At 64.3% G+C, this 22,568-nt stretch carries 24 protein-coding genes and 4 tRNA genes; 18 read left to right on the top strand and 10 right to left on the bottom strand.

Annotated features, from left to right (window positions below):
- Window positions 1-45: 45 nt before the first annotated feature.
- On the bottom strand, window positions 46-513 hold the full coding sequence (locus JHD59_RS13795; protein ID WP_199154662.1) for a Dps family protein: 468 nt from the start codon (window positions 511-513) through the stop codon (window positions 46-48).
- Between the two features lie 76 nt (window positions 514-589).
- Between JHD59_RS13795 and JHD59_RS13790 the strand changes: the two genes are divergently transcribed.
- Complete coding sequence (locus JHD59_RS13790; RefSeq protein WP_199154661.1) at window positions 590-886, top strand: DUF167 domain-containing protein; 297 nt, start codon at window positions 590-592, stop codon at window positions 884-886.
- On the opposite strand, the gene JHD59_RS13785 is transcribed toward JHD59_RS13790, so the two are convergent.
- Window positions 880-1,326, bottom strand: coding sequence for an FxsA family protein (locus JHD59_RS13785; RefSeq protein ID WP_199154660.1), 447 nt, complete (start codon window positions 1,324-1,326; stop codon window positions 880-882). The genes JHD59_RS13790 and JHD59_RS13785 overlap by 7 nt on opposite strands.
- A gap of 31 nt (window positions 1,327-1,357) precedes the next feature.
- Between JHD59_RS13785 and cutA the strand changes: the two genes are divergently transcribed.
- The 8 genes from cutA (at window position 1,358) to JHD59_RS13745 (ending at window position 4,006) form a co-directional block, all read left to right on the top strand.
- Entirely contained in the window at window positions 1,358-1,678 is a 321-nt protein-coding gene (cutA, locus tag JHD59_RS13780) for a divalent-cation tolerance protein CutA (RefSeq protein ID WP_199154659.1), read from the top strand.
- Window positions 1,679-1,804: 126 nt separating this feature from the next.
- Window positions 1,805-1,880: transfer RNA gene (locus tag JHD59_RS13775), tRNA-Lys, on the top strand.
- A 36-nt stretch (window positions 1,881-1,916) separates the two neighbouring features.
- Window positions 1,917-1,992 (top strand) — tRNA-Lys (locus JHD59_RS13770).
- An 80-nt stretch (window positions 1,993-2,072) separates the two neighbouring features.
- Window positions 2,073-2,148, top strand: a tRNA-Lys gene (locus JHD59_RS13765).
- Between the two features lie 36 nt (window positions 2,149-2,184).
- Window positions 2,185-2,260: transfer RNA gene (locus tag JHD59_RS13760), tRNA-Lys, on the top strand.
- A 255-nt stretch (window positions 2,261-2,515) separates the two neighbouring features.
- Window positions 2,516-3,133 (top strand): biliverdin-producing heme oxygenase, encoded by a 618-nt coding sequence (locus JHD59_RS13755; RefSeq protein ID WP_199154658.1) that lies wholly within the window; start codon window positions 2,516-2,518, stop codon window positions 3,131-3,133.
- Entirely contained in the window at window positions 3,130-3,510 is a 381-nt protein-coding gene (locus JHD59_RS13750) for a YbaN family protein (RefSeq protein ID WP_199154657.1), read from the top strand. The genes JHD59_RS13755 and JHD59_RS13750 overlap by 4 nt, the downstream gene beginning before the upstream one ends.
- Window positions 3,511-3,676: 166 nt before the next feature.
- A complete protein-coding gene (locus JHD59_RS13745; RefSeq protein ID WP_199154656.1) occupies window positions 3,677-4,006 on the top strand; it encodes a hypothetical protein in 330 nt (109 codons plus the stop codon).
- Window positions 4,007-4,032: 26 nt separating this feature from the next.
- On the opposite strand, the gene JHD59_RS13740 is transcribed toward JHD59_RS13745, so the two are convergent.
- Both JHD59_RS13740 and pyrE read right to left on the bottom strand, forming a co-directional pair.
- Window positions 4,033-4,620 carry a DUF4124 domain-containing protein gene (locus JHD59_RS13740; protein WP_199154655.1) on the bottom strand — a complete coding sequence of 196 codons (588 nt, stop codon included), beginning with the start codon at window positions 4,618-4,620 and terminating at the stop codon, window positions 4,033-4,035.
- Window positions 4,620-5,264, bottom strand: coding sequence for an orotate phosphoribosyltransferase (gene pyrE, locus JHD59_RS13735; RefSeq protein ID WP_071108630.1), 645 nt, complete (start codon window positions 5,262-5,264; stop codon window positions 4,620-4,622). Before pyrE ends, JHD59_RS13740 begins: the two co-directional genes overlap by 1 nt.
- 65 nt (window positions 5,265-5,329) lie before the next feature.
- On the opposite strand from pyrE, the gene JHD59_RS13730 reads away from it, so the two are divergent.
- Window positions 5,330-6,106, top strand: a complete 777-nt coding sequence (locus JHD59_RS13730; RefSeq protein ID WP_199154654.1) for an exodeoxyribonuclease III — start codon at window positions 5,330-5,332, stop codon at window positions 6,104-6,106.
- Window positions 6,106-6,702, top strand: a complete 597-nt coding sequence (locus tag JHD59_RS13725; protein WP_199154653.1) for an alpha/beta hydrolase — start codon at window positions 6,106-6,108, stop codon at window positions 6,700-6,702. Before JHD59_RS13730 ends, JHD59_RS13725 begins: the two co-directional genes overlap by 1 nt.
- A 20-nt stretch (window positions 6,703-6,722) precedes the next feature.
- On the opposite strand, the gene JHD59_RS13720 is transcribed toward JHD59_RS13725, so the two are convergent.
- On the bottom strand, window positions 6,723-7,562 hold the full coding sequence (locus JHD59_RS13720; protein WP_199154652.1) for a sulfurtransferase: 840 nt from the start codon (window positions 7,560-7,562) through the stop codon (window positions 6,723-6,725).
- A 179-nt stretch (window positions 7,563-7,741) separates the two neighbouring features.
- Between JHD59_RS13720 and JHD59_RS13715 the strand changes: the two genes are divergently transcribed.
- Complete coding sequence (locus JHD59_RS13715; protein WP_199154651.1) at window positions 7,742-9,391, top strand: methyl-accepting chemotaxis protein; 1,650 nt, start codon at window positions 7,742-7,744, stop codon at window positions 9,389-9,391.
- Window positions 9,392-9,398: 7 nt separating this feature from the next.
- Here JHD59_RS13715 and JHD59_RS13710 read toward each other — a convergent pair whose 3' ends face one another.
- Window positions 9,399-9,797, bottom strand: a complete 399-nt coding sequence (locus JHD59_RS13710; protein ID WP_103317490.1) for an HIT family protein — start codon at window positions 9,795-9,797, stop codon at window positions 9,399-9,401.
- Between the two features lie 247 nt (window positions 9,798-10,044).
- On the opposite strand from JHD59_RS13710, the gene JHD59_RS13705 reads away from it, so the two are divergent.
- The 3 genes from JHD59_RS13705 to JHD59_RS13695 all read left to right on the top strand — a co-directional run bounded on the left by JHD59_RS13705 (window position 10,045) and on the right by JHD59_RS13695 (window position 13,573).
- Window positions 10,045-11,361 carry a hemolysin family protein gene (locus JHD59_RS13705; RefSeq protein WP_199154650.1) on the top strand — a complete coding sequence of 439 codons (1,317 nt, stop codon included), beginning with the start codon at window positions 10,045-10,047 and terminating at the stop codon, window positions 11,359-11,361.
- A gap of 131 nt (window positions 11,362-11,492) precedes the next feature.
- Entirely contained in the window at window positions 11,493-11,735 is a 243-nt protein-coding gene (locus tag JHD59_RS13700; protein WP_103317494.1) for an acid-shock protein, read from the top strand.
- Window positions 11,736-11,971: 236 nt separating this feature from the next.
- Complete coding sequence (locus JHD59_RS13695; RefSeq protein WP_199154649.1) at window positions 11,972-13,573, top strand: glycosyl hydrolase family 18 protein; 1,602 nt, start codon at window positions 11,972-11,974, stop codon at window positions 13,571-13,573.
- Window positions 13,574-13,633: 60 nt separating this feature from the next.
- On the opposite strand, the gene JHD59_RS13690 is transcribed toward JHD59_RS13695, so the two are convergent.
- The 4 genes from JHD59_RS13690 to JHD59_RS13675 all read right to left on the bottom strand — a co-directional run bounded on the left by JHD59_RS13690 (window position 13,634) and on the right by JHD59_RS13675 (window position 20,274).
- A complete protein-coding gene (locus JHD59_RS13690) occupies window positions 13,634-14,158 on the bottom strand; it encodes a cysteine hydrolase family protein (RefSeq protein WP_199154648.1) in 525 nt (174 codons plus the stop codon).
- A 51-nt stretch (window positions 14,159-14,209) separates the two neighbouring features.
- Window positions 14,210-15,181 (bottom strand): D-2-hydroxyacid dehydrogenase family protein, encoded by a 972-nt coding sequence (locus JHD59_RS13685; RefSeq protein WP_199154647.1) that lies wholly within the window; start codon window positions 15,179-15,181, stop codon window positions 14,210-14,212.
- A 23-nt stretch (window positions 15,182-15,204) separates the two neighbouring features.
- Entirely contained in the window at window positions 15,205-16,305 is a 1,101-nt protein-coding gene (dnaN, locus tag JHD59_RS13680) for a DNA polymerase III subunit beta (RefSeq protein ID WP_199154646.1), read from the bottom strand.
- A 114-nt stretch (window positions 16,306-16,419) separates the two neighbouring features.
- Complete coding sequence (locus JHD59_RS13675) at window positions 16,420-20,274, bottom strand: DUF3683 domain-containing protein (RefSeq protein ID WP_199154645.1); 3,855 nt, start codon at window positions 20,272-20,274, stop codon at window positions 16,420-16,422.
- 313 nt (window positions 20,275-20,587) lie between these two features.
- Between JHD59_RS13675 and JHD59_RS13670 the strand changes: the two genes are divergently transcribed.
- From JHD59_RS13670 to JHD59_RS13660, 3 genes are read left to right on the top strand one after another with little or no spacing between them, the layout of a single operon-like run.
- Entirely contained in the window at window positions 20,588-21,193 is a 606-nt protein-coding gene (locus JHD59_RS13670) for a LemA family protein (RefSeq protein ID WP_103317504.1), read from the top strand.
- A 1-nt stretch (window position 21,194) separates the two neighbouring features.
- On the top strand, window positions 21,195-22,046 hold the full coding sequence (locus JHD59_RS13665; protein WP_233164143.1) for a YgcG family protein: 852 nt from the start codon (window positions 21,195-21,197) through the stop codon (window positions 22,044-22,046).
- A 1-nt stretch (window position 22,047) separates the two neighbouring features.
- Window positions 22,048-22,551: a TPM domain-containing protein gene (locus tag JHD59_RS13660; RefSeq protein ID WP_199154644.1), complete on the top strand. Its 504-nt coding sequence runs from the start codon at window positions 22,048-22,050 to the stop codon at window positions 22,549-22,551.
- Window positions 22,552-22,568 lie beyond the last annotated feature (17 nt).

The raw sequence follows: 22,568 nt of genomic DNA, 5'->3' as shown, positions 1-22,568 counted from the left end.
AAAACGCCGCGCGGGGCGCGGCGTCGGGCGGTGTGCGGCGGACGCTTATTTTTCCAGCAGGCTGCGCAGCATCCAGGCGGTTTTCTCGTGGACTTGCAGGCGCTGGGTCAACAGGTCGGCGCTGGGTTCGTCGCTGGCGCGCTCGACGACTTCGAAGATGCTGCGGGCGGTGCGACAGATGGTTTCGTGGCCTTCCACCAGCTGGCGGATCATGTCATCTGCCTTGGGCGGCGTGCCGGCGGCTTCCGCGATGGAGGTCAGGCGGGCGTAGTCGGCATAGCTGCCCGGCGCGTAGTGGCCCAGCGCGCGAATGCGCTCGGCGATGGCATCGACGGCCAGCGACAGCTCGTTGTACTGGGTCTCGAACATCAGGTGCAGGGTGTTGAACATCGGCCCGGTGACGTTCCAGTGGAAGTTATGGGTTTTCAGGTACAGGGTGTAGCTGTCGGCCAGCAGACGGGACAGGCCATCTGCGATGTGTTGGCGGTCTTGCTCGTTGATACCGATATCCATACTTTTCTCCGGTGTGGCGGCCGTGCAGCCTGGCCGCGTTTTGGTCTACACTCCCCGTTTTTGACAGGAAATGGCGATGAAACCTTGGTTGTCGTGCCAAGCTGGCCGTGTGCGCTTGACGCTGCATGTGCAGCCCGGCGCCAAGAAGACCGAAGCGGCTGGCGAGCATGGCGACTGCCTGAAGATCCGCCTGGCCGCGCCGCCGGTGGACGGCAAGGCCAATGCCGCGCTTCTGGCCTGGCTGGCGGAGCGCTTCGGCGTGGCCAAGCGCGACGTGTCGCTGCTATCCGGCGACAAGAACCGGCACAAGGTGGTGGAGATCCAGTGCGATCTCGACGCCGCAGCAGTGCTGGCCCTGTTCGGCCTTCACTGAATGCGGCGGCCCGGCGGCGTTTGCTCGTCCACCCGGCTGTACTCGCCTTCTATGACGTCGCTGTTGCCGGCCGGTCCGGAGCTGGCGCTGGGGCCGGCGCCGGGCGTGCGCAGCTGGATATCCGGTCCTTTCAGCGGCAGCAGCAGCAGGATGGCGGCGATGTCGCTGAGCAGGCCCGGCAGCAGGAACAGCAGGCCCGCCAGCGCATAGCGCAGCGGCCACAATAGAGAATACAGCGAAACCTTGTCGCCCTGGCGCATCACGCTGCCCAGGGTCAGCAAGGCGCCGAGTTTCTGGTTGCGCAGCATCCACAGGCCGAGCAGCGAGGACAGCAGCACCAGCAGGAATACCGCCAGTCCGCCGATATGATCGGCCAGCGCCACCAGCGCGGCGATTTCGGCGAACGGGTAGATCAGCAACAACAACGGGAGTGCGCGCATCGTGAATTCTTTTCCATCTGACGAATGTTTAATGGTTGTCTGCAATGTACCCGATTCGCAGCGGGCGGGACAGATTGCGGCAACGCTGGTCAGCGAGCGGCTGGCCGCTTGCGTCAATATTCTGGCGCCTTGCCGTTCGGTATACTGCTGGCAGGACGCGGTGGAGCAGGCGGACGAGGTGCCGCTGTTGATCAAGACCCGCCGCGACGCCTATCCGGCGCTGGAGGCGAGGCTGCTGGAGCTGCACCCGTACGAGGTGCCGGAAATCATCGCCTTGCCTGTCGCATCGGGCTTGCCCGCTTATCTGACATGGGTATCGGACAGCGTGGTTTCAAGGGGCGGAGCAGCTTGATTTCCTGTTGACCTATGACTGTCGATGCAGCGGTTTCGTTCCCGCCTAGTCTGGGACGCTGAAAAAAATCTTTGCGTTAGGCTTGACTGCAATAAAGCGTTTCATTATAGTTGCGGTCTCTCGCTTGGGTCGTTAGCTCAGCTGGTAGAGCAGCGGACTTTTAATCCGTTGGTCGCAGGTTCGAATCCCGCACGACCCACCAGAGAAAACTTGATATAGTGCATTGCCTGTCCCGGACGGGTCGTTAGCTCAGTTGGTAGAGCAGCGGACTCTTAATCCGTAGGTCGAGTGTTCGAGCCACTCACGACCCACCATCCAGACAAGCTTTCGTCTATCAGCCATGCTGGTAGGTGGCCGATTCAAGTTCATTTCTGTTGTCAATGCAGTTTAGGATGGGTCGTTAGCTCAGTTGGTAGAGCAGCGGACTCTTAATCCGTAGGTCGAGTGTTCGAGCCACTCACGACCCACCACCATCCCTGCATACCCCCGACACGGCATTACCCTATGGGTCGTTAGCTCAGCTGGTAGAGCAGCGGACTTTTAATCCGTTGGTCGCAGGTTCGAATCCCGCACGACCCACCAAGAATTCACGCGCCAGGCCCGATCTTATGATCGGGCCTTTTGCTTTTCTGTTTCTCGAGTCGATTTGCTTCTATTGCCTTCATGCCGCCTGACCTGCCTTGCGCCAGGGCGATGCGGGAGGCGGGCGAATTCCTGCTTTTGATAACAAATAAAAATAGTTATCATTACGTTTTGTGCGTCGGCCGGCCTGCATCCGCCAGCGCCTCACTTTCCTTCCCGCCGGCGGCGGGAGGCGATTCAACAGGAAATCCCAGAATGAGCAGCGTAATCGACACCACCCGCACCCAGGCTCTGAAAGCCCGCACTCACGCCACCCATGACCAGCTGGACCAGCGCATCATGGCCAATCAGCCTTTCGCCAACCGTGAGAATTACAGCCGCTTCCTGGAGGCGCAGTACCGCTTCCTGCGCGATGCCGACGCTTTGTATGACAATCCCGAGCTGGTGGCGCTGTTCCCGGACTTGGCCGAGCGCCGCCGCTACCACAGCATCGCCGCCGACCTGGCCGACCTGGCCGACCTGGCCGACCTGGCCGATCTGGCCGATCTGGGCCGGCCGCTGCCGCAGCTGCAGGATGCGCCGATCAGCGAAACCCTGGACGTCGCCACCGCGATGGGCTGGCTGTATGTGGTGGAAGGCTCCAAGCTGGGCGCCGCCATCCTGTATAAGCTGGCCGGCAAACTCGGATTGGACGAGCACTGCGGCGCCCGCCACCTGGCCGGTCATCCGGATGGCCGCGCCCGCCACTGGCGCGCTTTCACCGCCGTGCTGGACGGCCTGCAGCTGGATGAGGCGGCGGAGGCCCGCGTCACCGCCGGCGCGGTGGCGGCCTTCGCTTGCATGAATGGCCATCTGGACCAGGTGTACGTTTGAGCCCAGGGCAGCATCCGGCGGTGCGCTGGTTTTATCTGCTAAGCGGCGTCTTGATGGTCGGGCTCGGCGTGATCGGCGCGCTGTTGCCGGTGATGCCCACCACCATTTTCCTGATCCTGGCGCTGGCTTGTTTCAGCAAATCGTCGCCGCGGCTGGAGCAGCGGCTGCTGGACCATCCGCGCTTCGGCCCCGGCCTGCGTCGCTGGCGCGAACAGCGCATCGTGCCCGCGCGCGCCAAATGCTTCGCCGCGCTGGGCATGGGGGCCGGATTCGTCGCCCTGTTGCTGGCCAGGCCGCCGCACTGGGTGCCATGGCTGGTGGCGGCGATCGAGCTGTCGGTGCTGCTGTATCTGCTGAGCCGGCCGTCGAAGCCCTAGGGGCTGTTGACGTTTGGTGAGCGGTCGCGCCGGGCGCAAACGCAATCCACCCAGCACACTTCAACAGCCCCTTAATAATGCGCGGTGAAGATGCAAGCATGTCGTCAACAGCGGGCTTGCCGCATAATGTGGGCTTGGCGGCCGTTTGGCCGAAGAAGGGGAAACCATGAAGATGCTGACGAAGAGCGGGCTGTTGCTGACGGCCCTGTGGTCCGGCGCCGCGCTGGCGCAAACCGTCGATGAGCAATTGCTGGCGGCGCAGATGGCGTTTCAGCAGGCGGAGAGCCAGCAGCGAACGGCCGACAAGCGATTGAAGGACGCGCAGGACGCCAAGGCGTTGGCCGAACAAAAACTCGCCGGCGCCCAGGCGGCCTTGGACAAGGCCAGCGCCGATCTGAACGAGGCCACCACGGCTCAGGGCAACGCGCAGCAGACCTTGCAGCAGGCTACCCAGGCGCTGCAACAGGCTTGGCAGCGCAAGGAAGGCGGGCAATAATCGCCGCGCAAGCCTGACGAGCCGCGCTATTTGCCGCTGAGCTGGCGATAGCGCTGCAGGTCCTGCTGCATTTTCTGCTGGTAGCTGTTGATTTCGGCGCGCTTGGACGCCATCAGGGCCTGCAGGTCTTTCTGTTCGCGTTGCAGCACTTGCAGATTGTGCAGCGTGGCGGCGGGCGGTTTTTGATGCTGCTTGTTGTGCTGTTCCAGGTCTTGTTGCAAGTCGCGCTGCTGGATGGCCAGGCCCTGGGCGCGCAGCTCCAGCGCGCGATAGGCCGACTGCAGAACGGAGAGCTGCTTTTCGCGGTCGGCCTGCAGCTCCGCCAGCGTGGAGTAGCTCTGCACCAGCGCCTGGTCATGGCGCGCGGCATCCTGCTGCTTTTGCAGCAGCTGCCTGGCGGCGGCGGCCGAGGCTTCGCGGCTTTGGCGCTGCGCCTCGGTTTCGGCCGGCTTTTTCACCATGCCCTGCTTGCTCAACTGCGCCACGCCGCGGCTTTGACCTTGCAGCGGCGGCGCGTCGCTGTAATGCGTCTTGCCGGACTCATCCACCCATTTGTACACGTCGGCGTGAGCCAGCGAACACAACAGCAGCAGCAATCCGGCAAGCGCTTTCATCAGTAGTCGACTCCGTACTGAGCGCGATAGGCGCGCACCGCGTCGAGGTGGGCGGCCAGCTCCGGGCTGTTTTCCAGGAAGCCCAGCACGTCTTTCAGCGTGGCGATGGCCACGACCGGCAGGCCGTGTTGCTGCGCTACTTCCTGCACCGCGGACAATTCGCCCTGGCCGCGCTCCATCCGGTCCAGCGCGATGGCCACGCCGGCCGGGGTGGCGCCGGCGGCGCGGATCAGCTCCACCGATTCGCGCACCGAGGTGCCGGCGGAAATCACGTCGTCTATGATCAGCACCTTGCCCTGCAGCGGCGCGCCGACCAGGGTGCCGCCTTCGCCGTGGTCCTTGGCTTCCTTGCGGTTGTAGGCAAACGGCACGTTGCGGCCTTGTTCCGCCAGCGCCATGCCGGCGGCGGCGGCCAGGATGATGCCCTTGTAGGCCGGGCCGAACAGCATGTCGAACTGAACCTGGCTGTTCAGGATGGACTGGGCGTAGAAGCGGGACAGCTTCAGCGTGGATTCGCCATCGTTGAACAGGCCGGCGTTGAAGAAGTACGGCGATTTGCGTCCCGCCTTGGTGATGAACTCGCCAAACTTCAAAACCTGCTTGTCGAGCGCAAAACGAATAAACTCTTGACGGAAATCGCTCATCTTCACTCCTTGATGAAATCGTTAACAGACCCTAAATTGCCGCAAGCATAACACGGGAGATACCCTTGCTTCGAATCGTTTCCGCCAACCTGAATGGCATCCGCTCGGCGGACAAGAAAGGCTTTTTCGACTGGCTGGCCACCATCCGCGCCGACTTCGTCTGCGTGCAGGAACTGAAGGCGCAGGCCGGCGATCTGTCGGACCGGATGCGCAATCCGGACGGCCTGGCCGGCTATTTCCATTATGCCGAGAAGAAGGGCTATAGCGGCGTCGGCCTGTATACCCGCCATCAGCCGGATGCGGTGGTGGAAGGGCTGGGCGTGGACTGGATCGATGCCGAAGGCCGTTTCCTGCAGCTGGATTTCGGCAATCTGTCCGTCATCTCGCTGTACTTGCCGTCCGGCTCCAGCAGCGATGAACGGCAGCAGGTGAAGTTCGATTTTCTCGATGTGTTCATGCCGCATCTGGAGAAGCTGAAGGCGGCCGGCCGCGACATCGTGATCTGCGGCGACTGGAACATCGCCCACAACGAGATCGACCTGAAAAACTGGAAGGGCAATCTGAAGAATTCCGGCTTCCTGCCGGAGGAGCGCGCCTGGATGACCGACCTGCTGGGCCGCGTCGGCTGGCGCGACGTGTGGCGCAATCTGTATCCGGAGGCGCCAGGCTATACCTGGTGGAGCAATCGCGGCCAGGCCTACGCCAAGGACGTGGGCTGGCGCATCGACTACCACATCGTCACGCCGTCGCTGCTGGAGCAGGCCGTGTCCGCCAGCGTGTACAAGGACGAGAAGTTCTCCGACCACGCGCCCTTGATCGTCGACTACCGCCGGGAGCTGTGATGTGGGACGACGATGACGTCACGCTGCTGACGGTGCCGGGCTGGGGCAATTCCGGCGACACGCACTGGCACGGCTATTGGGAAAAAACCTATCCGCTGGCGCGCCGCGCGGAGCAGCGCGACTGGCTATACCCGACCCGCGACGAATGGGTGGCCGGGCTGGACGCGGCTATTGCCGAGATTCCCGGCAAACTGGTCATCGCCGCGCATAGCCTGGGTTGCCATACCGCCGTCGCGTGGCTGCTGCAGGCTTCGCTGCAGCAGCAGAGCAAGGTCAAGGGCGCGCTGCTGGTGGCGCCGCCGGCGATTCCTTTGACCGACGAGCGGGCCCGCGCCAGCGGCGAACTGCCGGCAGGCGCGCCGCTGCCGACTTTCGCCGGCTTCGAGACGCTGCCGGAGCGCAAGCTGCCGGTGCCGGCGTTGCTGGTGGCCAGCCGCGACGATCCGTTCTGCGAGTTTGAAGAAGCGCGGCGGATGGCCGCACTGTGGGGCGCGGAGTTCATCGACGGCGGCATGGCCGGCCATATGGGCAGCCACGCCGGCCTGGGCAGCTGGGCGGCCGGACAGCGCCTGCTGCAGCGCTTGATTCTGGCTTGACGCGACGGGCGCGCCGCTTGTCAGTGCGCCACCGGCCGCGCCGGGTCGCTGCACCATTCGCTCCACGATCCGGGATAGAGCCGGCTGCCGGAAAAACCGGCGATCTCCATCGACAGCAGGTTCTGGCAGGCGGTGACGCCGGAACCGCATTGGTGGACGATGGCGGCGGGGTCGAAACCTTGGCCCAGCAGCGCCTCCCATTCCGCGCGCAATTGCGCGGCCGGCTTGTAGCGCTGTTCGGCGTCCAGATTATTCATGAAGAAGCGGTTGGCCGCGCCCGGTATGTGGCCGGCCACCGGGTCTATCGTCTCGCCTATGCCGTGGAAGCGCTCATTGCTGCGAGCGTCCACCACGGTGAAGGCCTGTGTTTGCAGATTCGCCAGCACGGCGTCGACATCGACGGTTGCCGCCAGCGACGGCCGGATGGCGAAGCGGCGCGAGCGGCGGGCCGGCGGCGCTTGATCCAGCGGCAGGCCGGCGGCTAGCCAAGCTTTCAGGCCCCCATCCAGCACCGCCGCCTTGTCATGGCCCAGCCAGCGCAGCAGCCACCAAGCGCGCGCGGCGTATTGGCTGGAACCATCGTCGTAGGCTACCACTTGCGTAGTCGCATCCACCCCTATCGCGCCCAGATCCACCGCCAGCCGCTGGCCATCCGGCAAGGGATGGCGGCCGTTGCGGCCGTTCTTGCTGGAGGACAGATGGTAGTCCAGATGCAGATAGTGGGCGCCGGGCAGATGCCCTTGTTCGTAGGCGGCGGGGCCGTAGTCGGGATTGTCCAGCTGGAAGCGGCAATCCAGCACGACCACCTCGGCAGGCGGCAGGCTAGACAGTTGTTCCGGCGTGATCAGCGTGGTGTACATGGCGTCTTCAGCGTAATCGTTGGACGTTCAGGCTAATGGCAGGATGTGAATCCTGGCAAGTGTGCTAAAACATTAACATTCTTCATTTCGATTGTTTAATTGGCAGAGTAAGCTGAGATGACAGGCTGTCGCCATGTTTAGGGACGGCCAATCAAAACAATCCAGTATTGGGGATGGACATGTTTAATGCTTTGACTATTGGCCAGCGCATTCTGCTGTTGGCGTGCAGCTTGCTGCTCGCCATGTTTGTGCTGGGCGGCGGCACCTGGTGGACGATGAATAATCTAGAGGCGGAGCTGAAGGTGCTGGTCAACGAAAAGATCGCCTTCCGCCACCAGTTGGACCGCATGCAGCGCACCATGATGCAGATTCGCCAGGATGAGAAGAATATCTTCATCAGCATAGGCAACCCGGCGAACACCGATCAGAGCATCCAGACCAATAAGCAAGCCCTGGACAAGAGCATCGCCAAGCTGCGCGATCAGGTGGGCGAAGCCAAGGCCATGGCGATGGCCGGCGATCATCAGGCGGAGTTCGATGGCGTGCTGTCCGGTCTGGATGGCTACGCCCAGGGCATGGCTGGGCTGTACCAGAAGATAGAAAAGGGTGAAATCACCGCGGCCAATGTCGCCGACGCCAATATCATTCCCTTCAAGCCCAAGCTCTACGCGGCGCGCGACACGCTGATCAAGCTGCGGGAGCTGGCGGACAATACCGCGAAAGAATCCGAAGACGCCATGGTGGCGGCGATGGAGCGCGCCGCCGCTTTCCTGTTGACGCTGCTGCTGGCGGTGCTGCTGGGCGGCGCGGCATTGGCTTGGGTGATCGCCCGCTCGATCACCAAACCGCTGGACTCCATGCAGGAGCGGATGCGCTTTGCGGCCGAACATAACGATCTGACGGTGAAGATAGAGCAGCATGGCCGCGACGAGGTCAGCGAAACCGGCCGCGCGCTGGCGCAACTGCTGGGCAATCTGCGCGCCTTCATCGACCGCACCCGGCAAGATTCCAACCAAGTCAATTCGACGGCGGCCTCGCTGTCGCAGGTATCGCAGCGCATCGCCGAGGCGTCGCGGCAGCAGACCGACGCCTCATCGTCTACCGCCGCCGCGGTGGAGCAGATGACGGTCAGCATCAATCTGGTGGCCGAGCACGCGGTGGAAATGGCCAGCGAGGCGCGCAGCAGCATGCAGGAAGCGGTCAGCGGCAGCCAAGTGGCGGGCGATGCCGCCAGGGAAATGCAGGAAATCGCCCGGGTGATAGGCGAGTCCGAGACGGTGATCAACTCGCTGAACCAGCGTTCCGACGAGATCGGCAATATCGTAGAGGTGATCCACGACATCGCCGAACAGACCAATCTCCTGGCGCTGAACGCTGCGATTGAGGCCGCGCGCGCCGGCGAAATGGGCCGCGGCTTCGCGGTGGTGGCGGACGAAGTGCGCAAGCTGGCCGAGCGCACCGCTCAGGCCACTGGCGAGATTTCGTCCAAGATCCAGGCGGTGCAGGGCGACACCACCACCGCCGTCACGAGCATGCGCGAGGCCGCCAAGCGGGTGGGGAGCGGCGTGACGCTGAGCGAGCAGGTCAGCGAGAAATTGGCGCAGATACGCGAGCTGTCGTCGGGGCTGCTGGAAAAAACCAGCGAGATCGCCGGCGCGATGCGCGAGCAGAGCACCGCCAGCAACGATGCGGCCAAGAACGTGGAGCGCATCGCCAGCATGGGCGTGGAAAACGGCCAGTCAGTCGAGTCCTCGTCCGAAATGGCGCAGCAACTGTCGCAGCTGGCGCATGGCCTGGATCAGGCGATCAGCCGTTTCCGCACCGCCTGAGCGGGCATCAGCCGGCCAGGGCGGCGCGCAATTGCGCGGCCAGCTGCGGCAGGCCGTGATCGGCGCCGGCACGGCGCGGCGCGGCCCAGATCGGGCTGGGGAAGTGGGCGTCGTCGGCAAAGCGCGGAATCACATGCCAGTGCAGATGCGGCACCATATTGCCCAGGCTGGCCAGGTTGATCTTGGCCGGCCGCATCACCTGGCGCAGCGCCGTCTCGGTGCGGTAGACCCAATCCATCAGATGCTGGCGCTGATCGGGCGGGAGGTCGGTCATTTCGGCGACATGGCCGCGCCAGATCACGCGGCAGAAGCCTGGATAGCCGGGCTCGTCGACCAGCAGCACCCGCAGCCAGGCGTCTTCGAACAGCAGCTCTCCGGCGGGAGCCTGACACAATTCACAATCCATGATGCGTTTCCTGTTGCTATCGTGGCGTCGATTCTACCCCCGCTATGCGCAATGGGGCAGTCATGGCGGTCTGTTATACTGACAGCGTCGGCGTTGCAGCGCTCAATCCGGCCCGGCAGCGCATCTGCGTCAAGGCGCGTCCGCGCCAGCCGTACCATCATGATGGCTGGGCGGCGAGGGATCGGGTTGGGTCGACGGCGCCAAGCGCCGACAGGCGTTCCAGAATCATAAACAGTCGGGAATCAATGTGAGTTTTGCCAATAGTCTTTTTGTCATCGGCCTGCTGATTGCGGCCAGTGCCTTTTTCTCGGTGTCGGAAATCTCTCTGGCCGCCGCGCGCAAGATCAAGCTGCGCCAGCTGGCGGAAGAGGGCAATGCCAGCGCCGAACGGGTGCTGGAGCTGCAGGAACAGCCGGGACACTTTTTCACCGTGGTGCAGATCGGCCTGAACGCCGTGGCCATCCTGGCCGGTATCCTGGGCGAGGCGGCCTTCACGCCGTATTTCTCCGCCATGTTGCATCTGGTGTCGCCGGCGCCGTGGGTGGAGCATCTGAGCTTCATCCTGTCCTTCGTCACCGTCACTTCCTTGTTCGTGCTGTTTGCCGACCTGATGCCCAAGCGCCTGGGCATGGTGGCGCCGGAGCGCATCGCGCTGTTGGTGGTGAGGCCCATGCTGTTCTGCGTGCGGGTGTGCAGCCCGCTGGTGTGGCTGTTCAACGGCCTGGCCAATGTGTTTTTCCGCCTGTTCGGCGTGCCCACCGGCCGGCCGGATGACCTCACCTCGGCCGATATCGTGGCGATGATGGATGCCGGCGCCGAGGCGGGCGTGCTGCAGCAGCGCGAGCACCACTTGATCGAAAACGTGTTCGAGCTGGAAAGCCGCACCGTGCCGTCATCGATGACCGCGCGCGAAAGCATCATCTACTTCACGCTGCATGAAGATGAAGCCAGCATCAAACAGAAGATCGCCGAACATCCGCATACCAAGTTTCTGGTGTGCGACGGCGTGATCGACTCGGTGATCGGCTATGTCGATTCCAAGGACATCCTGATGCGGCTGATCAACCAGCAAAGCCTGTCGATGAAGCGCGAGCTGACGATACGCAATGTGCTGATCATTCCGGATTCGCTGACCCTGTCTGAGCTGCTGGAGCGCTTCAAGGCCTCGCGCGAGGACTTCGCGGTGGTGATGAATGAATACGCTCTGGTGGTGGGGGTGATCACCCTCAACGATGTGATGAGCACGGTGATGGGCGACCTGGTCAGCCAGTTCCAGGAGGAGCAGATCGTCAAGCGCGACGAGCGCTCCTGGCTGGTGGACGGCGCCACGCCGGTGGAGGATGTGCTGCGGGCGCTGGATATCGAGGCGTTCCCGGATGATGAGAATTACGAAACCATCGCCGGCTTCATGATGTACATGCTGCGCAAGATTCCCAAACGCACCGACAACGTGGAGTTTGAAGGCTACAAGTTTGAAGTGGTGGACATCGACAATTACCGCATCGACCAGCTGCTGGTGACGCGGATACCGCCGGCGGTAGCCGAGGTTGAATCCGCCCGCTGATATTACGATTGGTTACACCTGCTTACATGGGACTCACAGACGGAATAGGGCGGCCTGCCTAAGATGAGTTCAAGGATGCGCCGAGTGGCGCTCCAGACAACAATCCCCTACCTGGATTCGGGAGACTGACCATGAAAAAACTGACCGCCCTCCTGTTGGCCGCTACCCTGGGCCTGACCTCCGTCGCCACCTACGCCGCGGACGCTTCCGCTCCGGCCGCCAAGGCTGCCGCGCCTGCGCACCACAAGCATCATCACAAGAAGCATGCCAAGAAGGCCAGCTCCGCTCCGGCCGCGCAAAAGGCCCAAGCGGCGAAAAAGCACCACCACCACAAGCATCACAAGAAGCCGCACCACGCTAAAAAGGCGGGCTAAACGGTCGGGTCCATCTCGATAACAGCAAAAAGGAGGCGCAAGCCTCCTTTTTTGTTGCCTGGCTTCTACTCCAGACCAGCTGATCTAAATGACAGGTAGTTAATTTTCTCCTTGTATTCTGCAGTGGAACTTTCGATTCTGATACCAATGTAATACCACAAGATGCATTCATCATCGGGTTTGCAGGGTCAGGGCGCCGCATGCGCCGCATCATCATCGAATCGAGGAGAACCACCATGCTGCATTTCCCCTTGTCGCGCACGCTGCTGGCCATCGGCGCCGCCTTCGCGCTGACCCAGGCGGTTTGGGCCGCGCCCAGCTGCTCGCCGTGGAGCAGTTCCCAGGTTTACAACGCCGGCGATTACGCCACTTTCAGCGGCAAGACCTGGCGCGCCAGCTGGTGGACCCAGGGCGAGCAGCCGGGCAGCAGCCAATGGGGCGCCTGGCAGGAGCGCCCGGCCAGCGAGTGTTCGCCGGCAGATCCAGGCCAGCCCAGCAGCGGCGTGCCGCCGGAACCCACGCCGACCGTGGGCCGCAATGTCGGCTCCTACTTCACCCAATGGGGCATCTACGATCGAAACTACAAGGTGTTCAATCTGGTGAAGGCCGGCGGCGACAAGCAGCTGACCTTCCTGAACTACGCCTTCGGCAACGTCTACGCCAACGGCCAGTGCGGCATGGTGACCCGCGCCGAGAACGGCAATGGCGATGGCGGCGATGCCTGGGCCGACTATCAGCGCGCCTTCGCCGCCAACGAGTCGGTGGACGGCAAGGGCGACAACTGGAACGATCCGCTGCGCGGCAACTTCAACCAGCTGCGCAAGCTGAAGCTGGCCAATCCGCAATTGAAGGTGCTGATCTCGCTGGGCGGTTGGACGTGGTCGAAGAACTTCGGCCAATTCGCCGCCACCGACGCCGCCCGCAAGACCTTGGTCAGCTCGTGCATCGACCTCTACATCAAGGGCAACCTGCCCAAGGACCAGGATGCCGGCGGCGCCGGCGCGGCGCTGGGCGTGTTCGACGGCTTCGACATCGACTGGGAATATCCGGGCGGCGGCGGCTTGCCGACTAATAGCGTGGACCCGAACGACAGGCAGAACTTCACCTTGCTGCTGGCTGAATTCCGCAACCAGCTGAATGCGCTGTCCACCCAGAACAAACGCCGCTACTACCTGACCGCGGCCATCGGCTCCGGCGTCGACAAGATCCGCAATACCGAACCGGCCAAGTACAGCGCCTATCTGGACTGGCTCAACGTGATGACCTACGACTTCCACGGCGGCTGGGAAGCTAAGGGTCCAACCAACTTCCAGTCCAATCTGTACCGCGATCCGGCCGCGCCGGTGACTGGCGATCAGGTCTATTACACCGTCGACGACGCGGTGCAAACGCTGGTCACGGCCGGCGTGCCGCGCGCCAAGATCAACGTCGGCCTGCCGTTCTACGGCCGCGGCTGGGCGGGCGTGGCGGCGGGAGCTAAGGGCGACGGCCTGTATCAAGTGGCCACCGGTCCGGCCAAGGGCACCTACGAGCAGGGCATCGAGGACTACCGCGTGCTGGTGAACCGCAGTGCCAAGCAGTTTGTCAGCCCGGTGGCCAAGCAGTTGTGGACTTACGACGGCAACGAGTTCTGGAGCTATGACGATCCGGCCACCATCCGCGGCAAGCTCGACTACGTGCGCTCGCAACAGCTGGGCGGCGTGTTCAGCTGGTCGCTGGATGGCGACGACGCGCAGGCGACGTTGCTGAAGACCAGCGCCGAGGTGCGGCAGGACGCCGCCACCGCCGCCAAGCGCCGCGCGGCGGCCGCAGCGAAAGCCAAGGCGGTGAAGAAGTAAGCGGGCGCGGATGAGAAAACGGCGGGGCCTGCCCCGCCGTTTTTCATGGCCTGCCCGGATTCACAGCTCGGCCGCCGGCAGCACCCGCAGCGGTTGCGGCGTGGCGCTGGTGGCGCCCCATGCGGCGTTGAAGTGGTCTATCATCTGCTCGCCGCTCAGCGCGAAGGCGCTGACTGTGGTGTGGGCGTCGCCGATGACGGTGACCTGGTAGCCGCGCGACACCGCGTTGCGCAGCGTGCTGTCTACGCAGAAATCGGTGGCGGCGCCGCCTATCCACAGCTTGCTGACGCCGTAAGTTTGCAGCAGCTGCGCCAGATCGGTTTCGCAGAAGCTGTCGCCGTAACGCTTGAATACGAGCAGGTCGCCGTCTTGCCGCGCCAGCTTGGGATGCAGCTGCCAAGCGGCCGAGCCATGCGGCAGATCGTCTTCCTCATGCTGGACGAAGATCACCGGCATGCCGCGCTGGCGGGCCTTGGCGAGGGCGAGGTTGAGATGGTCTAGCACCGAATCGAGACGGGCGGCGCGCAACTCGCCTTCGACGACGCCGACTTGGACATCGATGATCAGCAGGGCGGTATCGGACACAGGTTTCTCCTGGTGGAATGCGGCCGGCTGACAGCGCCAGCCGATGGATTGTCAGATCAAAGCTTCCGGGTTCAGCACATGGCTGGTATCGCCCTGGAAAAAACGCACCGCGTTGCGATAGGCGATCTCCAGATACTGGCGATAGCTGGCTTCCTCGGCGTAACCGAGGTGCGGCGTGCACAGCACATTGGGCCGGCGTAGCAGCGGGTGGGCCGTGTCATAAACCGGTTCCTGCTCGAAGACGTCCAGCGCGGCGAAGCCGGGCCGGCCGGCGTCCAGCGCCGTCTCCAGCGCCCCCGGCGCGATCAACTCGGCGCGGCTGATATTGACCAGCAGCGCGTCGGTTTTCATCCGCATCAGGTCGTCCAGCGTGATATTGCCGCTTGTCGCCGCCACCAGGCGCTGGTGCAGGCTGATCACATCGGCCTCGGCGAAGAAGGCTTCGCGGCTGCCCGCGGCCTGATAACCCAGCGCCTGCGCTTCTTCGCGGGCGCGCTCGCTGCCCCAGACCAGGATCCGCATGCCGAAGGCCTGGCCGTAGCCGGCCACCAGTTTGCCTATCTTGCCCAAGCCCAGGATGCCCAGGGTCTGGCCGCGCACCGCCTGGCCAACCGGGCCTTGCCACTGGCCTTGGCGCAAGCTGTCGATATTTTCCGAGAGCCGGCGGCGGGCCACCATGATCAGCAGCCAGGCCAGTTCGGCCGGCGCATACGGCGAACCGCTGCCTTCCACCACGGCCACGCCGGCGCGGCTGCAGGCTTCCACATCGATATTGCGCGCCAGCTTGCCGGTCTGGCTGACCAGGCGCAGCCGCGGCATGCGCGCCAGCAGGGCCTCGTCGACTACCGTACGCTCGCGGATCAGCAGCAGCGCCTCGGCCTGCGCCAGGGCCTCGTCGGCGTCGGGCGCGCGGGACAGGTCGCCCAGGCTGCGGCAGGCATAGGCGGAGTCTTGCTGCAGTTCGGCCAGTTGCGGGCCGATGTGCTGGTAGTCGTCGGGAATCAGCAGTTGGATGGCGGGCATGGGGTTCTCCGTAAGATAGTCGTTCAACCGCGCAGCGGCATCGCCAGATACAGGAAGTGCGGATCATCAGGGTTGGTGACGAGCAAGCCGCGCTGGCCGGCGCCGAGGCCGAAGCGCAGATGCTCGGCGGGAAGATGGCTCAGCACGTCCAGCAGGTATTGCAGATTGAAGCTGGCGTCCAGCGGCTCGCCCTGCCAGTCGGCGGGCAGAATCTCTTCCGCCTCTTCGCGCTCCGCGTTGCGGCAGCGCAGCGCCAGCTGTCCGGGGCGGACCGCCAGCTCCAGTTGGCGGATCTTGGCGTGCGCCAGCACCGCCACCCGCTGCACGGCTTGCAGCAGGCTCAGGCGCGGCAGCGTCAGTTCGCAGTCATGGTTGTTCGGCAACAGGCGCAGGTAATCCGGCGCGCGGGCATCCACCAGCTTGCAGCGCAGCCGCGTGTCGCCCAGCCGGCAGTCGAGCTGGCGCGCGCCCAGTGCCAGCGTGATCGCCTCGTCCTGGTCCATCAGCAGTTTGGCCAGCTCCAGCGCGGCCTTGCGCGGCAGCAGCATTTGCCGCGGCGCCTGGGCGTGCGGCAGCGGGTAGCGCTGCAAGGCCAGGCGGATGCCGTCGGAGGCGATCAGCCGCAGCGCCTCGCCATCGAGTTGCAGCAATAGCGCGTTCAGGTAGGGCCGGATGTCGTGGTCGGCCATGGCATAGAGGATTTGGCCAAGCTTGCGCTTCAGCTCGCCTTGGCTCAGCGCCAGGTCGCTTGTGGCGTCGTCGTCGGCCGCCAGCAAGGGGAAGTCTTCGGCCGACAGGGTTTGCAGCTGGAAGCGGCTGCCGGCGGCCTGCAGCAGCAATTGGCTGCCCTGCTGTTTCAGCTGCAGCTCGCAGCCGGCGGGCAGCGCGCGCAGGATGTCTAGCAGCTTGCGCGCCGGCACGCATAGCCGGAAGGTTTGTTCGGCATGGGCTTTGCGCTGGCTTTCCACCTGGATGTCCAGATCGCTGGCGGTGAAGGCGAGCGTTTCGCCGTCGGCTTGCAGCAGGGCGTGGGACAGGATGGGCAGGGTGTGGCGGCGCTCCACCACGCCGCAGACAGTGGCCAGCGGCGAGAGCAGGGTATCACGGTCGGTGCGCAGCAGCATGGTCGGATTTCCACGGCAGTTCAATCCGCCATTTTATCACGACGTACTATGCTAATGTGCTGGCATTGAGCGGGCCCCGGCCAGAACTGGGCATGGATCGGCCGGGGCTGGCGCTTATAAAAGCACCCGCTCGATGCCGCCGTCGCGCGCGCGCGCGACGTATTCCGGCAGCCAGTTTTCGCCCAGGATGTGACGGGCGATTTCCACCACGATGTAGTCGGCTTCGGTGCCGGTGTCGTCGTTGTAGCGCGACAGACCCTGCAGGCAGGATGGGCAGGAGGTCAGGATTTTCACCGGTTTGGCCGGCGCGTCGCCGCCCGTCAGCGCCTGCAGGTTGCCGCGTATTTCTTCTTCCTTGCGCGCGCGCACCTGGGTGGCGATGTCCGGCCGGCTGGCGGCGAAGGTGCCGGCCTCGCCGCAGCAGCGGTCGGACAGCGGCACGCCGCCGCCCATCAGCTCATTGACCACCTTCAGCGGCTGGTGGGTCTTCATCGGGGTGTGGCACGGGTCGTGATACAGATATTGCTGGCCTTCGATGCCGTCCAGCTTCACGCCTTTCTCCATCAGGTATTCGTGGATGTCGATGACGCGGCAGCCGGGGAAGATGTCCTCGAAGCGATAGTGCGCCAGCTGGTCGAAGCAGGTGCCGCAACTGACCACCACGGTCTTGATGTCCAGGTAGTTAAGCGTGTTGGCCACGCGGTGGAACAGCACGCGGTTTTCGGTGGTGATGGCGTCGCCCTTGTCCTGGTAGCCGGCGCTGGTTTGCGGGTAGCCGCAGCACAGATAGCCCGGCGGCAGCACCGTCTGCGCGCCGACGTGCCACAGCATGGCCTGGGTGGCGAGGCCCACCTGGCTGAACAGCCGCTCCGAGCCGCAGCCGGGGAAGTAGAACACCGCCTCGGCGTCTTCCGCGGCCTTGGGGTTGCGGATGACCGGCACGATGTGCGGATCTTCCACGTCCAGCAGCGCGCGGGCGGTTTTCTTGGGCAGGCCGCCCGGCATCGGCCGGTTGATGAAGTGGATGACTTGCTGCTTGATCGGCGCCGGGCCGACGGTGGACGGCGGCTGCTTCTTTTGGCCGCCGATCAACCCCAGCCGCTTGCCGAGCTGGTTGCCCAGCCGCTGCGCCTTGTAGCCGACGCCGACCAGGCCGGCGCGTATGGTCTTGACCGTGGCCGGGTCCTTGGCGGTGAGGAAGGCCATGCCCAGCGCGGTGCCGGGATTGAACTTCTTCTTGCCGGACTTGCGCAGGAAGTTGCGCATCGCCACCGACACGTCGCCGAAGTCGATCTTGACCGGACAGGGCTTGACGCAGCGGTGGCATACCGTGCAGTGGTCCGCCACGTCGGACAATTCCTCGAAATGCTTTAGCGACACGCCGCGGCGGGTCTGCTCCTCGTACAGGAAGGCCTCGGTCAACAGGCCAACGCCGAGGATCTTGTTGCGCGGGCTGTACAAGAGGTTGGCGCGCGGCACGTGGGTGGAGCACACCGGTTTGCATTTGCCGCAGCGGAGGCAGTCCTTGATCGAGTTGTTGATGTCGCCGATGTCGGACTGCTCCAGGATCAGCGATTCCGCCCCCAAGAGCGAGAACGAGGGCGTGTAGGCCAGACGCAGGTCCGCGCCCGGCAGCAGCTTGCCGCGGTTGAAGTGGCCGTTCGGGTCCACTTGCTGTTTGTAGGTACGGAACGGGGAGATTTCGTCCTCGGTCAGGAATTCCAGCTTGGTGATGCCGATGCCGTGTTCGCCGGAGATCACGCCGCCCAGCCGGCGCGCCAGCGCCATGATGCGTTCCACCGCGTGGTGGGCCGTTTGCAGCATGCGGTAGTTGTCGGAGTTGACCGGCAGGTTGGTGTGCACATTGCCGTCGCCGGCGTGCATGTGCAGCGCCACGAACACCCGACCGCGCAACACGTGCTGCTGCAGCTCGCGGATGGCGGCGCGGATACCGGCGGCGGCGGTGCCGGAGAAGATCTGTTCCAGTTCGGCCAGCACCTCGCGCTTCCAGCTGACGCGCAGGATGAAGTCGCGCAGCGCGTGGAATACCGTGTCCGGCTGCGCGGCGGCGTCTTCCAGCGGCGCGTCGGGCCAGCGGCTGGCGTATTCATGGAACGGCGCGTCCATGTGGTCCAGCAGCCATTGCCAGCGGTCGCGGTTGACGGCCAGCAGCGACAGCGCGGCGGCGCGCCGGTCGCCGATCAGCTCTTCCGACGGCAAGTTGGTGTCCATCTTGTCCACCGGCAGCCGGCCGTGGAAGTACTCGGTCAGGGTGTCCAACAGTTCGATCTTGTTGGCGATGGACAGCTCGATGTTGATGCGTTCGATGCCGTCGCTGTAGTCGCCCAGCCGCGGCAGCGGGATCACCACGTCCTCGTTGATCTTGAAGGCGTTGGTGTGCTTGGCGATGGCGGCGGTGCGGCTGCGGTCCAGCCAGAAGGTCTTGCGCGCCTCCGGCGTCACCGCGATGAAGCCCTCGCCGTGGCGGGCGTTGGCGATGCGCACCACCTGGCTGGCGGCCTCGGCGGCGGCGTTCTCGTCGTCGGAGACGATGTCGGCGATCAGCACCATCTTGGGCCGGCCCTTGCTCTTGGCCTTGGTGGCGTAGCCGACCGCGCGCACATAGCGCCAGTCCAGGTGCTCCAGGCCGGCCAGCTGCACGCCGGCGGCCAGACAGGCGCCGCCGGGCTTGAACAGGTCGGTGATTTCGACGATGGCCGGCGTGGCCTCGGCCACTGTGCCGAAGAACTCCAGGCATACGGTGCGGGTGTGCTTGGGCATCTTGTGCAGCACGAAGCGCGCGCTGGTGATGATGCCGTCGCAGCCTTCCTTCTGCACGCCGGGCAGGCCGGCCAGGAATTTGTCGGTGACGTCCTTGCCCAGGCCCACCTTGCGGAAGGCGCTGCCGGGAATCACCAGCTCGCGGCTGCTTTCCACGGTCTGGCCATCGTCGGCCAGACGCGAGACGCGGAAGCGCGCTTCTTCTACATCATGGATCTTGCCGTAGTTGTGGCCTATGCGTTCCACCAGCTGCCAGCGGCCGTCCGGGTCCACCATTTTCCAGCTGGCCAGATTGTCCAGCGTGGTGCCCCACAGCACGGCCTTCTTGCCGCCGGCGTTCATGGCGATATTGCCGCCGATACAGGAGGCTTCGGCCGAGGTCGGGTCTACAGCGAACACCAGTCCGGCGGCGGAGGCCGCTTCGGACACGCGGGCGGTGACCACGCCGGCGCCGCAGGAAATGGTGGCGCGCTTGCCCGCCAGCCCCGGCAGTTCGATGTGCTCGACGCCCAAGTGGCGGTCCAGTTTTTCGGTATTGATCACCGCGCTCATGCGGTCCAGCGGCACCGCGCCGCCGGTGTAGCCGGTGCCGCCGCCGCGCGGAATGATGGTCAGGCCCAGCTCGATGCAGGCGCGCACCAGCGGCGCCATTTCCGCTTCGCTGTCCGGGCTCAGCACGACAAACGGGTATTCGACGCGCCAGTCGGTGGCGTCGGTGACGTGGGCGACGCGGGACAGGCCGTCGAACAGGATATTGTCGCGGCGGGTCAGTCGGGTCAGCTTCTTCAGCACGCGGGCGCGCAGCTCGCGGGTTTGCTCGAACTGGCGTTCGAAGTCATCCACCGCCTCGCGCGCGGCGGCGATCATCAGCTGGACTTTATCGTTGCCGTCGCGGCGTTTCTCGATCTCGGTCAGCCGATGGCGCATCGCCTCCACCAGCGCGGACAGCCGCTTGGGATTGTCCAGCAGGTCATCCACCAGATACGGATTGCGGTCCACCACCCAGATATCGCCCAGCACCTCGAACAGCATCCGCGCGGAGCGGCCGGTCTTGCGCTGGCCGCGCAGATCGTCCAGCAGTTTCCACATTGGTTCGCCCAAGAGGCGAATCACGATTTCGCGGTCGGAGTAGGAAGTATAGTTATACGGGATTTCCCGCAATCGCTGTTCGCTGGTGATGGCTGTCATTTGTCCGCAAGCTGGATTTTATTAGAGGAATGCCTGCCAGTTTAGCCTAATTGCTGCGATGCGAAAAACATGAGTTGAATAGGGATTTTTCCTCTTTAGATCAAGAGATTGCCGGCACCCATGAGGCGGGTGCATGGCTGGAGCGCCCAAAAAGTCACGGCGTCTAAATGATGGAGCATGGATTGGCTTGACGTCATTTTATGCTGCGCTCTGGCATGTCTATGAGTTTTTCCGATTACCGGCATGGCTCTGTTTTTCGGTAAGCTATGGCTTTGGGATGTTTGCCCTTGTGGATAATTGCGATATGGAAAGGATGGCGAGGATGTGGAAGAAACTGTTGCTGGTGTTTACCCTGGCGGCTTCGCTGAGCGGTTGCGGCTATAACGCGATGCAGTCTCAGGATGAGGCGGCCAACGCCGCCTGGTCCGAGGTGCTGAACCAGTACCAGCGCCGCGCCGACCTGATTCCCAATCTGGTGAAGACGGTACAGGGTTACGCCACGCACGAGAAGGATGTGCTGACTCAGGTGACCGAGGCGCGCGCCCGTGTCGGCAGCATCCAGATGGACGCGGCATCCGCCACGGACGAAAACAAGCTGAAGCAGTTCACCGCCGCGCAGAATCAGCTGGGCTCGGCGCTGTCACGCCTGTTGGTGGTGTCGGAGAACTACCCGCAGCTGAAGGCGGACCAGTCGTTCCGCGATCTGCAGGCGCAACTGGAAGGCACGGAAAACCGCATCGCGCTGGCCCGCAAGCGCTATATCGACGCGGTGCAGGTTTATAACGTCACCGTGCGCAGCTTCCCCAACAATCTGACGGCGATGATGTTCAGCCTGAAGACCCGCCCCAACTTCACCGTGGAGAACGAGAAGGCGATCTCCGCCCCGCCGCAGGTGAACTTCGACCAGCAAGGCAAGTGAGATGAGCCGCGCATGGGCCTGGCTGTGGCTCGCGTTGTGCCTAATGGCGGGCGCGGCCCGCGCCGAGCTGGCGGTGCCGCCGCCCACCTCGCCGGTGATCGACCAGGCGGCTTTTCTGACGGATGACGAGCGCGGCCAGCTGGAAAAGCAGCTGCTGGACTTTCACCAGCGCAAGGGCAGCCAGCTGGCGGTGCTGATCGTGCCGTCGGTCGAGCCGGAAACGCCGTTTGATTACGGCACGCGAGTGATGGAGAGCTGGAAGCTGGGGCGCAAGGGCGTGGACGACGGCGTGCTGCTGCTGATCGTGGCCGATACTCACAAGACTCAGCTTTTGGTGGGGCGCGGGCTGGAGGGCGCGATTCCGGACATCTACGCCAAACGCATCCTGCAGGACACCTTGCGGCCCTTGTTCAAGCAAGGCCTGCGCTTGCAGGGCATCCAGGCGGCCGCGACGCAGATAGAGGGCCTGATCGACGGCGAAAAACTGCCGGAACCGAAGCGGCAGGCCGCGCAAGGCGACGGCTGGGCGGACAGCTGGCTGCTGCTGGCGTTTTTCCTGCTGGTCGGCTCCGGCTTGGCCGGCAGGCTGTTTGGCCGCTTGATCGGCAGCTTCATCATGGGCTGCCTCAGCGTGGCCGCTTCCCTATTGCTGGGCGCCGCCACCGTGACCGCCCTGTTGATCGGCGTGGTGGCGGCAGGCTTGTGCCTTGTGCTGGGCGAACATGGCCTGTCCCTGGCCAGTTGGGGCAATTGGGGCGGCGGCGGAGGCGGCGGACGTTCCGGCGATGGCGGCAGCGGCTGGTCCGGCGGCGGCGGCGATTTTGGCGGCGGCGGGGCTTCGGGAGACTGGTGAAATGAATCAATGGCAACGCGTATGGCGCCACCTGAGCAGCACCGGCTGGCAGGCGCGCCGGCAGTTTCCGGCCCGGCAGCTGGCCAGGCTGGAGCGGCATATCGCCGAATCCGAGCAGGCGCACTGCGGGCAACTGCGCTTCGTGGTGGAGTCTGCGTTGGACTGGCGGGCCGCCTGGCGCGGCATGAGCGCGCGGCAGCGGGCGCTGCAGTGGTTCGGCGAACTGCGGGTGTGGGATACCGAGGAGAACACCGGCGTCTTGGTCTATCTCCTGCTGGCGGAGCGGCGGATCGAGATCATCGCCGACCGTGGCATCAATCGCCGGGTGCCGGCGCAGGATTGGGCCGACATCTGCGCAGAGATGCAGCAAGCGTTCGCCGCGCGCGATCATGTGGCGGGGCTGGAGCTGGGGCTGAAGCGCATACACGCGCTGCTGACCCAGCATGCGCCGCGCCGCGGCGAACTCTTCGTCAATGAGCTGCCGGATCAGGTGATTGTGCGCTGATCCCTGGCGATCTTCGC

Source organism: Chromobacterium sp. ASV23 (assembly GCF_016428945.1).
GTDB classification, from domain to species: Bacteria; Pseudomonadota; Gammaproteobacteria; order Burkholderiales; family Chromobacteriaceae; genus Chromobacterium; species Chromobacterium sinusclupearum.
Note: the sequence above shows the minus strand (reverse complement) of the source record. Positions and strands in the feature narration are given on the sequence as shown.

Excerpts from the sequence above, each read along its gene's own strand:
- JHD59_RS13795 (WP_199154662.1), bottom strand. The coding sequence starts at position 513 with ATGGATATCGGTATCAACGAGCAAGACCGCCAACACATCGCAGATGGC.
- JHD59_RS13790 (WP_199154661.1), top strand. The coding sequence starts at position 590 with ATGAAACCTTGGTTGTCGTGCCAAGCTGGCCGTGTGCGCTTGACGCTG.
- JHD59_RS13785 (WP_199154660.1), bottom strand. The coding sequence starts at position 1,326 with ATGCGCGCACTCCCGTTGTTGTTGCTGATCTACCCGTTCGCCGAAATC.
- cutA (WP_199154659.1), top strand. The coding sequence starts at position 1,358 with ATGGTTGTCTGCAATGTACCCGATTCGCAGCGGGCGGGACAGATTGCG.
- JHD59_RS13755 (WP_199154658.1), top strand. The coding sequence starts at position 2,516 with ATGAGCAGCGTAATCGACACCACCCGCACCCAGGCTCTGAAAGCCCGC.
- JHD59_RS13745 (WP_199154656.1), top strand. The coding sequence starts at position 3,677 with ATGAAGATGCTGACGAAGAGCGGGCTGTTGCTGACGGCCCTGTGGTCC.
- JHD59_RS13740 (WP_199154655.1), bottom strand. The coding sequence starts at position 4,620 with ATGAAAGCGCTTGCCGGATTGCTGCTGCTGTTGTGTTCGCTGGCTCAC.
- pyrE (WP_071108630.1), bottom strand. The coding sequence starts at position 5,264 with ATGAGCGATTTCCGTCAAGAGTTTATTCGTTTTGCGCTCGACAAGCAG.
- JHD59_RS13725 (WP_199154653.1), top strand. The coding sequence starts at position 6,106 with ATGTGGGACGACGATGACGTCACGCTGCTGACGGTGCCGGGCTGGGGC.
- JHD59_RS13720 (WP_199154652.1), bottom strand. The coding sequence starts at position 7,562 with ATGTACACCACGCTGATCACGCCGGAACAACTGTCTAGCCTGCCGCCT.
- JHD59_RS13715 (WP_199154651.1), top strand. The coding sequence starts at position 7,742 with ATGTTTAATGCTTTGACTATTGGCCAGCGCATTCTGCTGTTGGCGTGC.
- JHD59_RS13710 (WP_103317490.1), bottom strand. The coding sequence starts at position 9,797 with ATGGATTGTGAATTGTGTCAGGCTCCCGCCGGAGAGCTGCTGTTCGAA.
- JHD59_RS13700 (WP_103317494.1), top strand. The coding sequence starts at position 11,493 with ATGAAAAAACTGACCGCCCTCCTGTTGGCCGCTACCCTGGGCCTGACC.
- JHD59_RS13695 (WP_199154649.1), top strand. The coding sequence starts at position 11,972 with ATGCTGCATTTCCCCTTGTCGCGCACGCTGCTGGCCATCGGCGCCGCC.
- JHD59_RS13685 (WP_199154647.1), bottom strand. The coding sequence starts at position 15,181 with ATGCCCGCCATCCAACTGCTGATTCCCGACGACTACCAGCACATCGGC.
- dnaN (WP_199154646.1), bottom strand. The coding sequence starts at position 16,305 with ATGCTGCTGCGCACCGACCGTGATACCCTGCTCTCGCCGCTGGCCACT.
- JHD59_RS13675 (WP_199154645.1), bottom strand. The coding sequence starts at position 20,274 with ATGACAGCCATCACCAGCGAACAGCGATTGCGGGAAATCCCGTATAAC.
- JHD59_RS13670 (WP_103317504.1), top strand. The coding sequence starts at position 20,588 with ATGGCGAGGATGTGGAAGAAACTGTTGCTGGTGTTTACCCTGGCGGCT.
- JHD59_RS13665 (WP_233164143.1), top strand. The coding sequence starts at position 21,195 with ATGAGCCGCGCATGGGCCTGGCTGTGGCTCGCGTTGTGCCTAATGGCG.
- JHD59_RS13660 (WP_199154644.1), top strand. The coding sequence starts at position 22,048 with ATGAATCAATGGCAACGCGTATGGCGCCACCTGAGCAGCACCGGCTGG.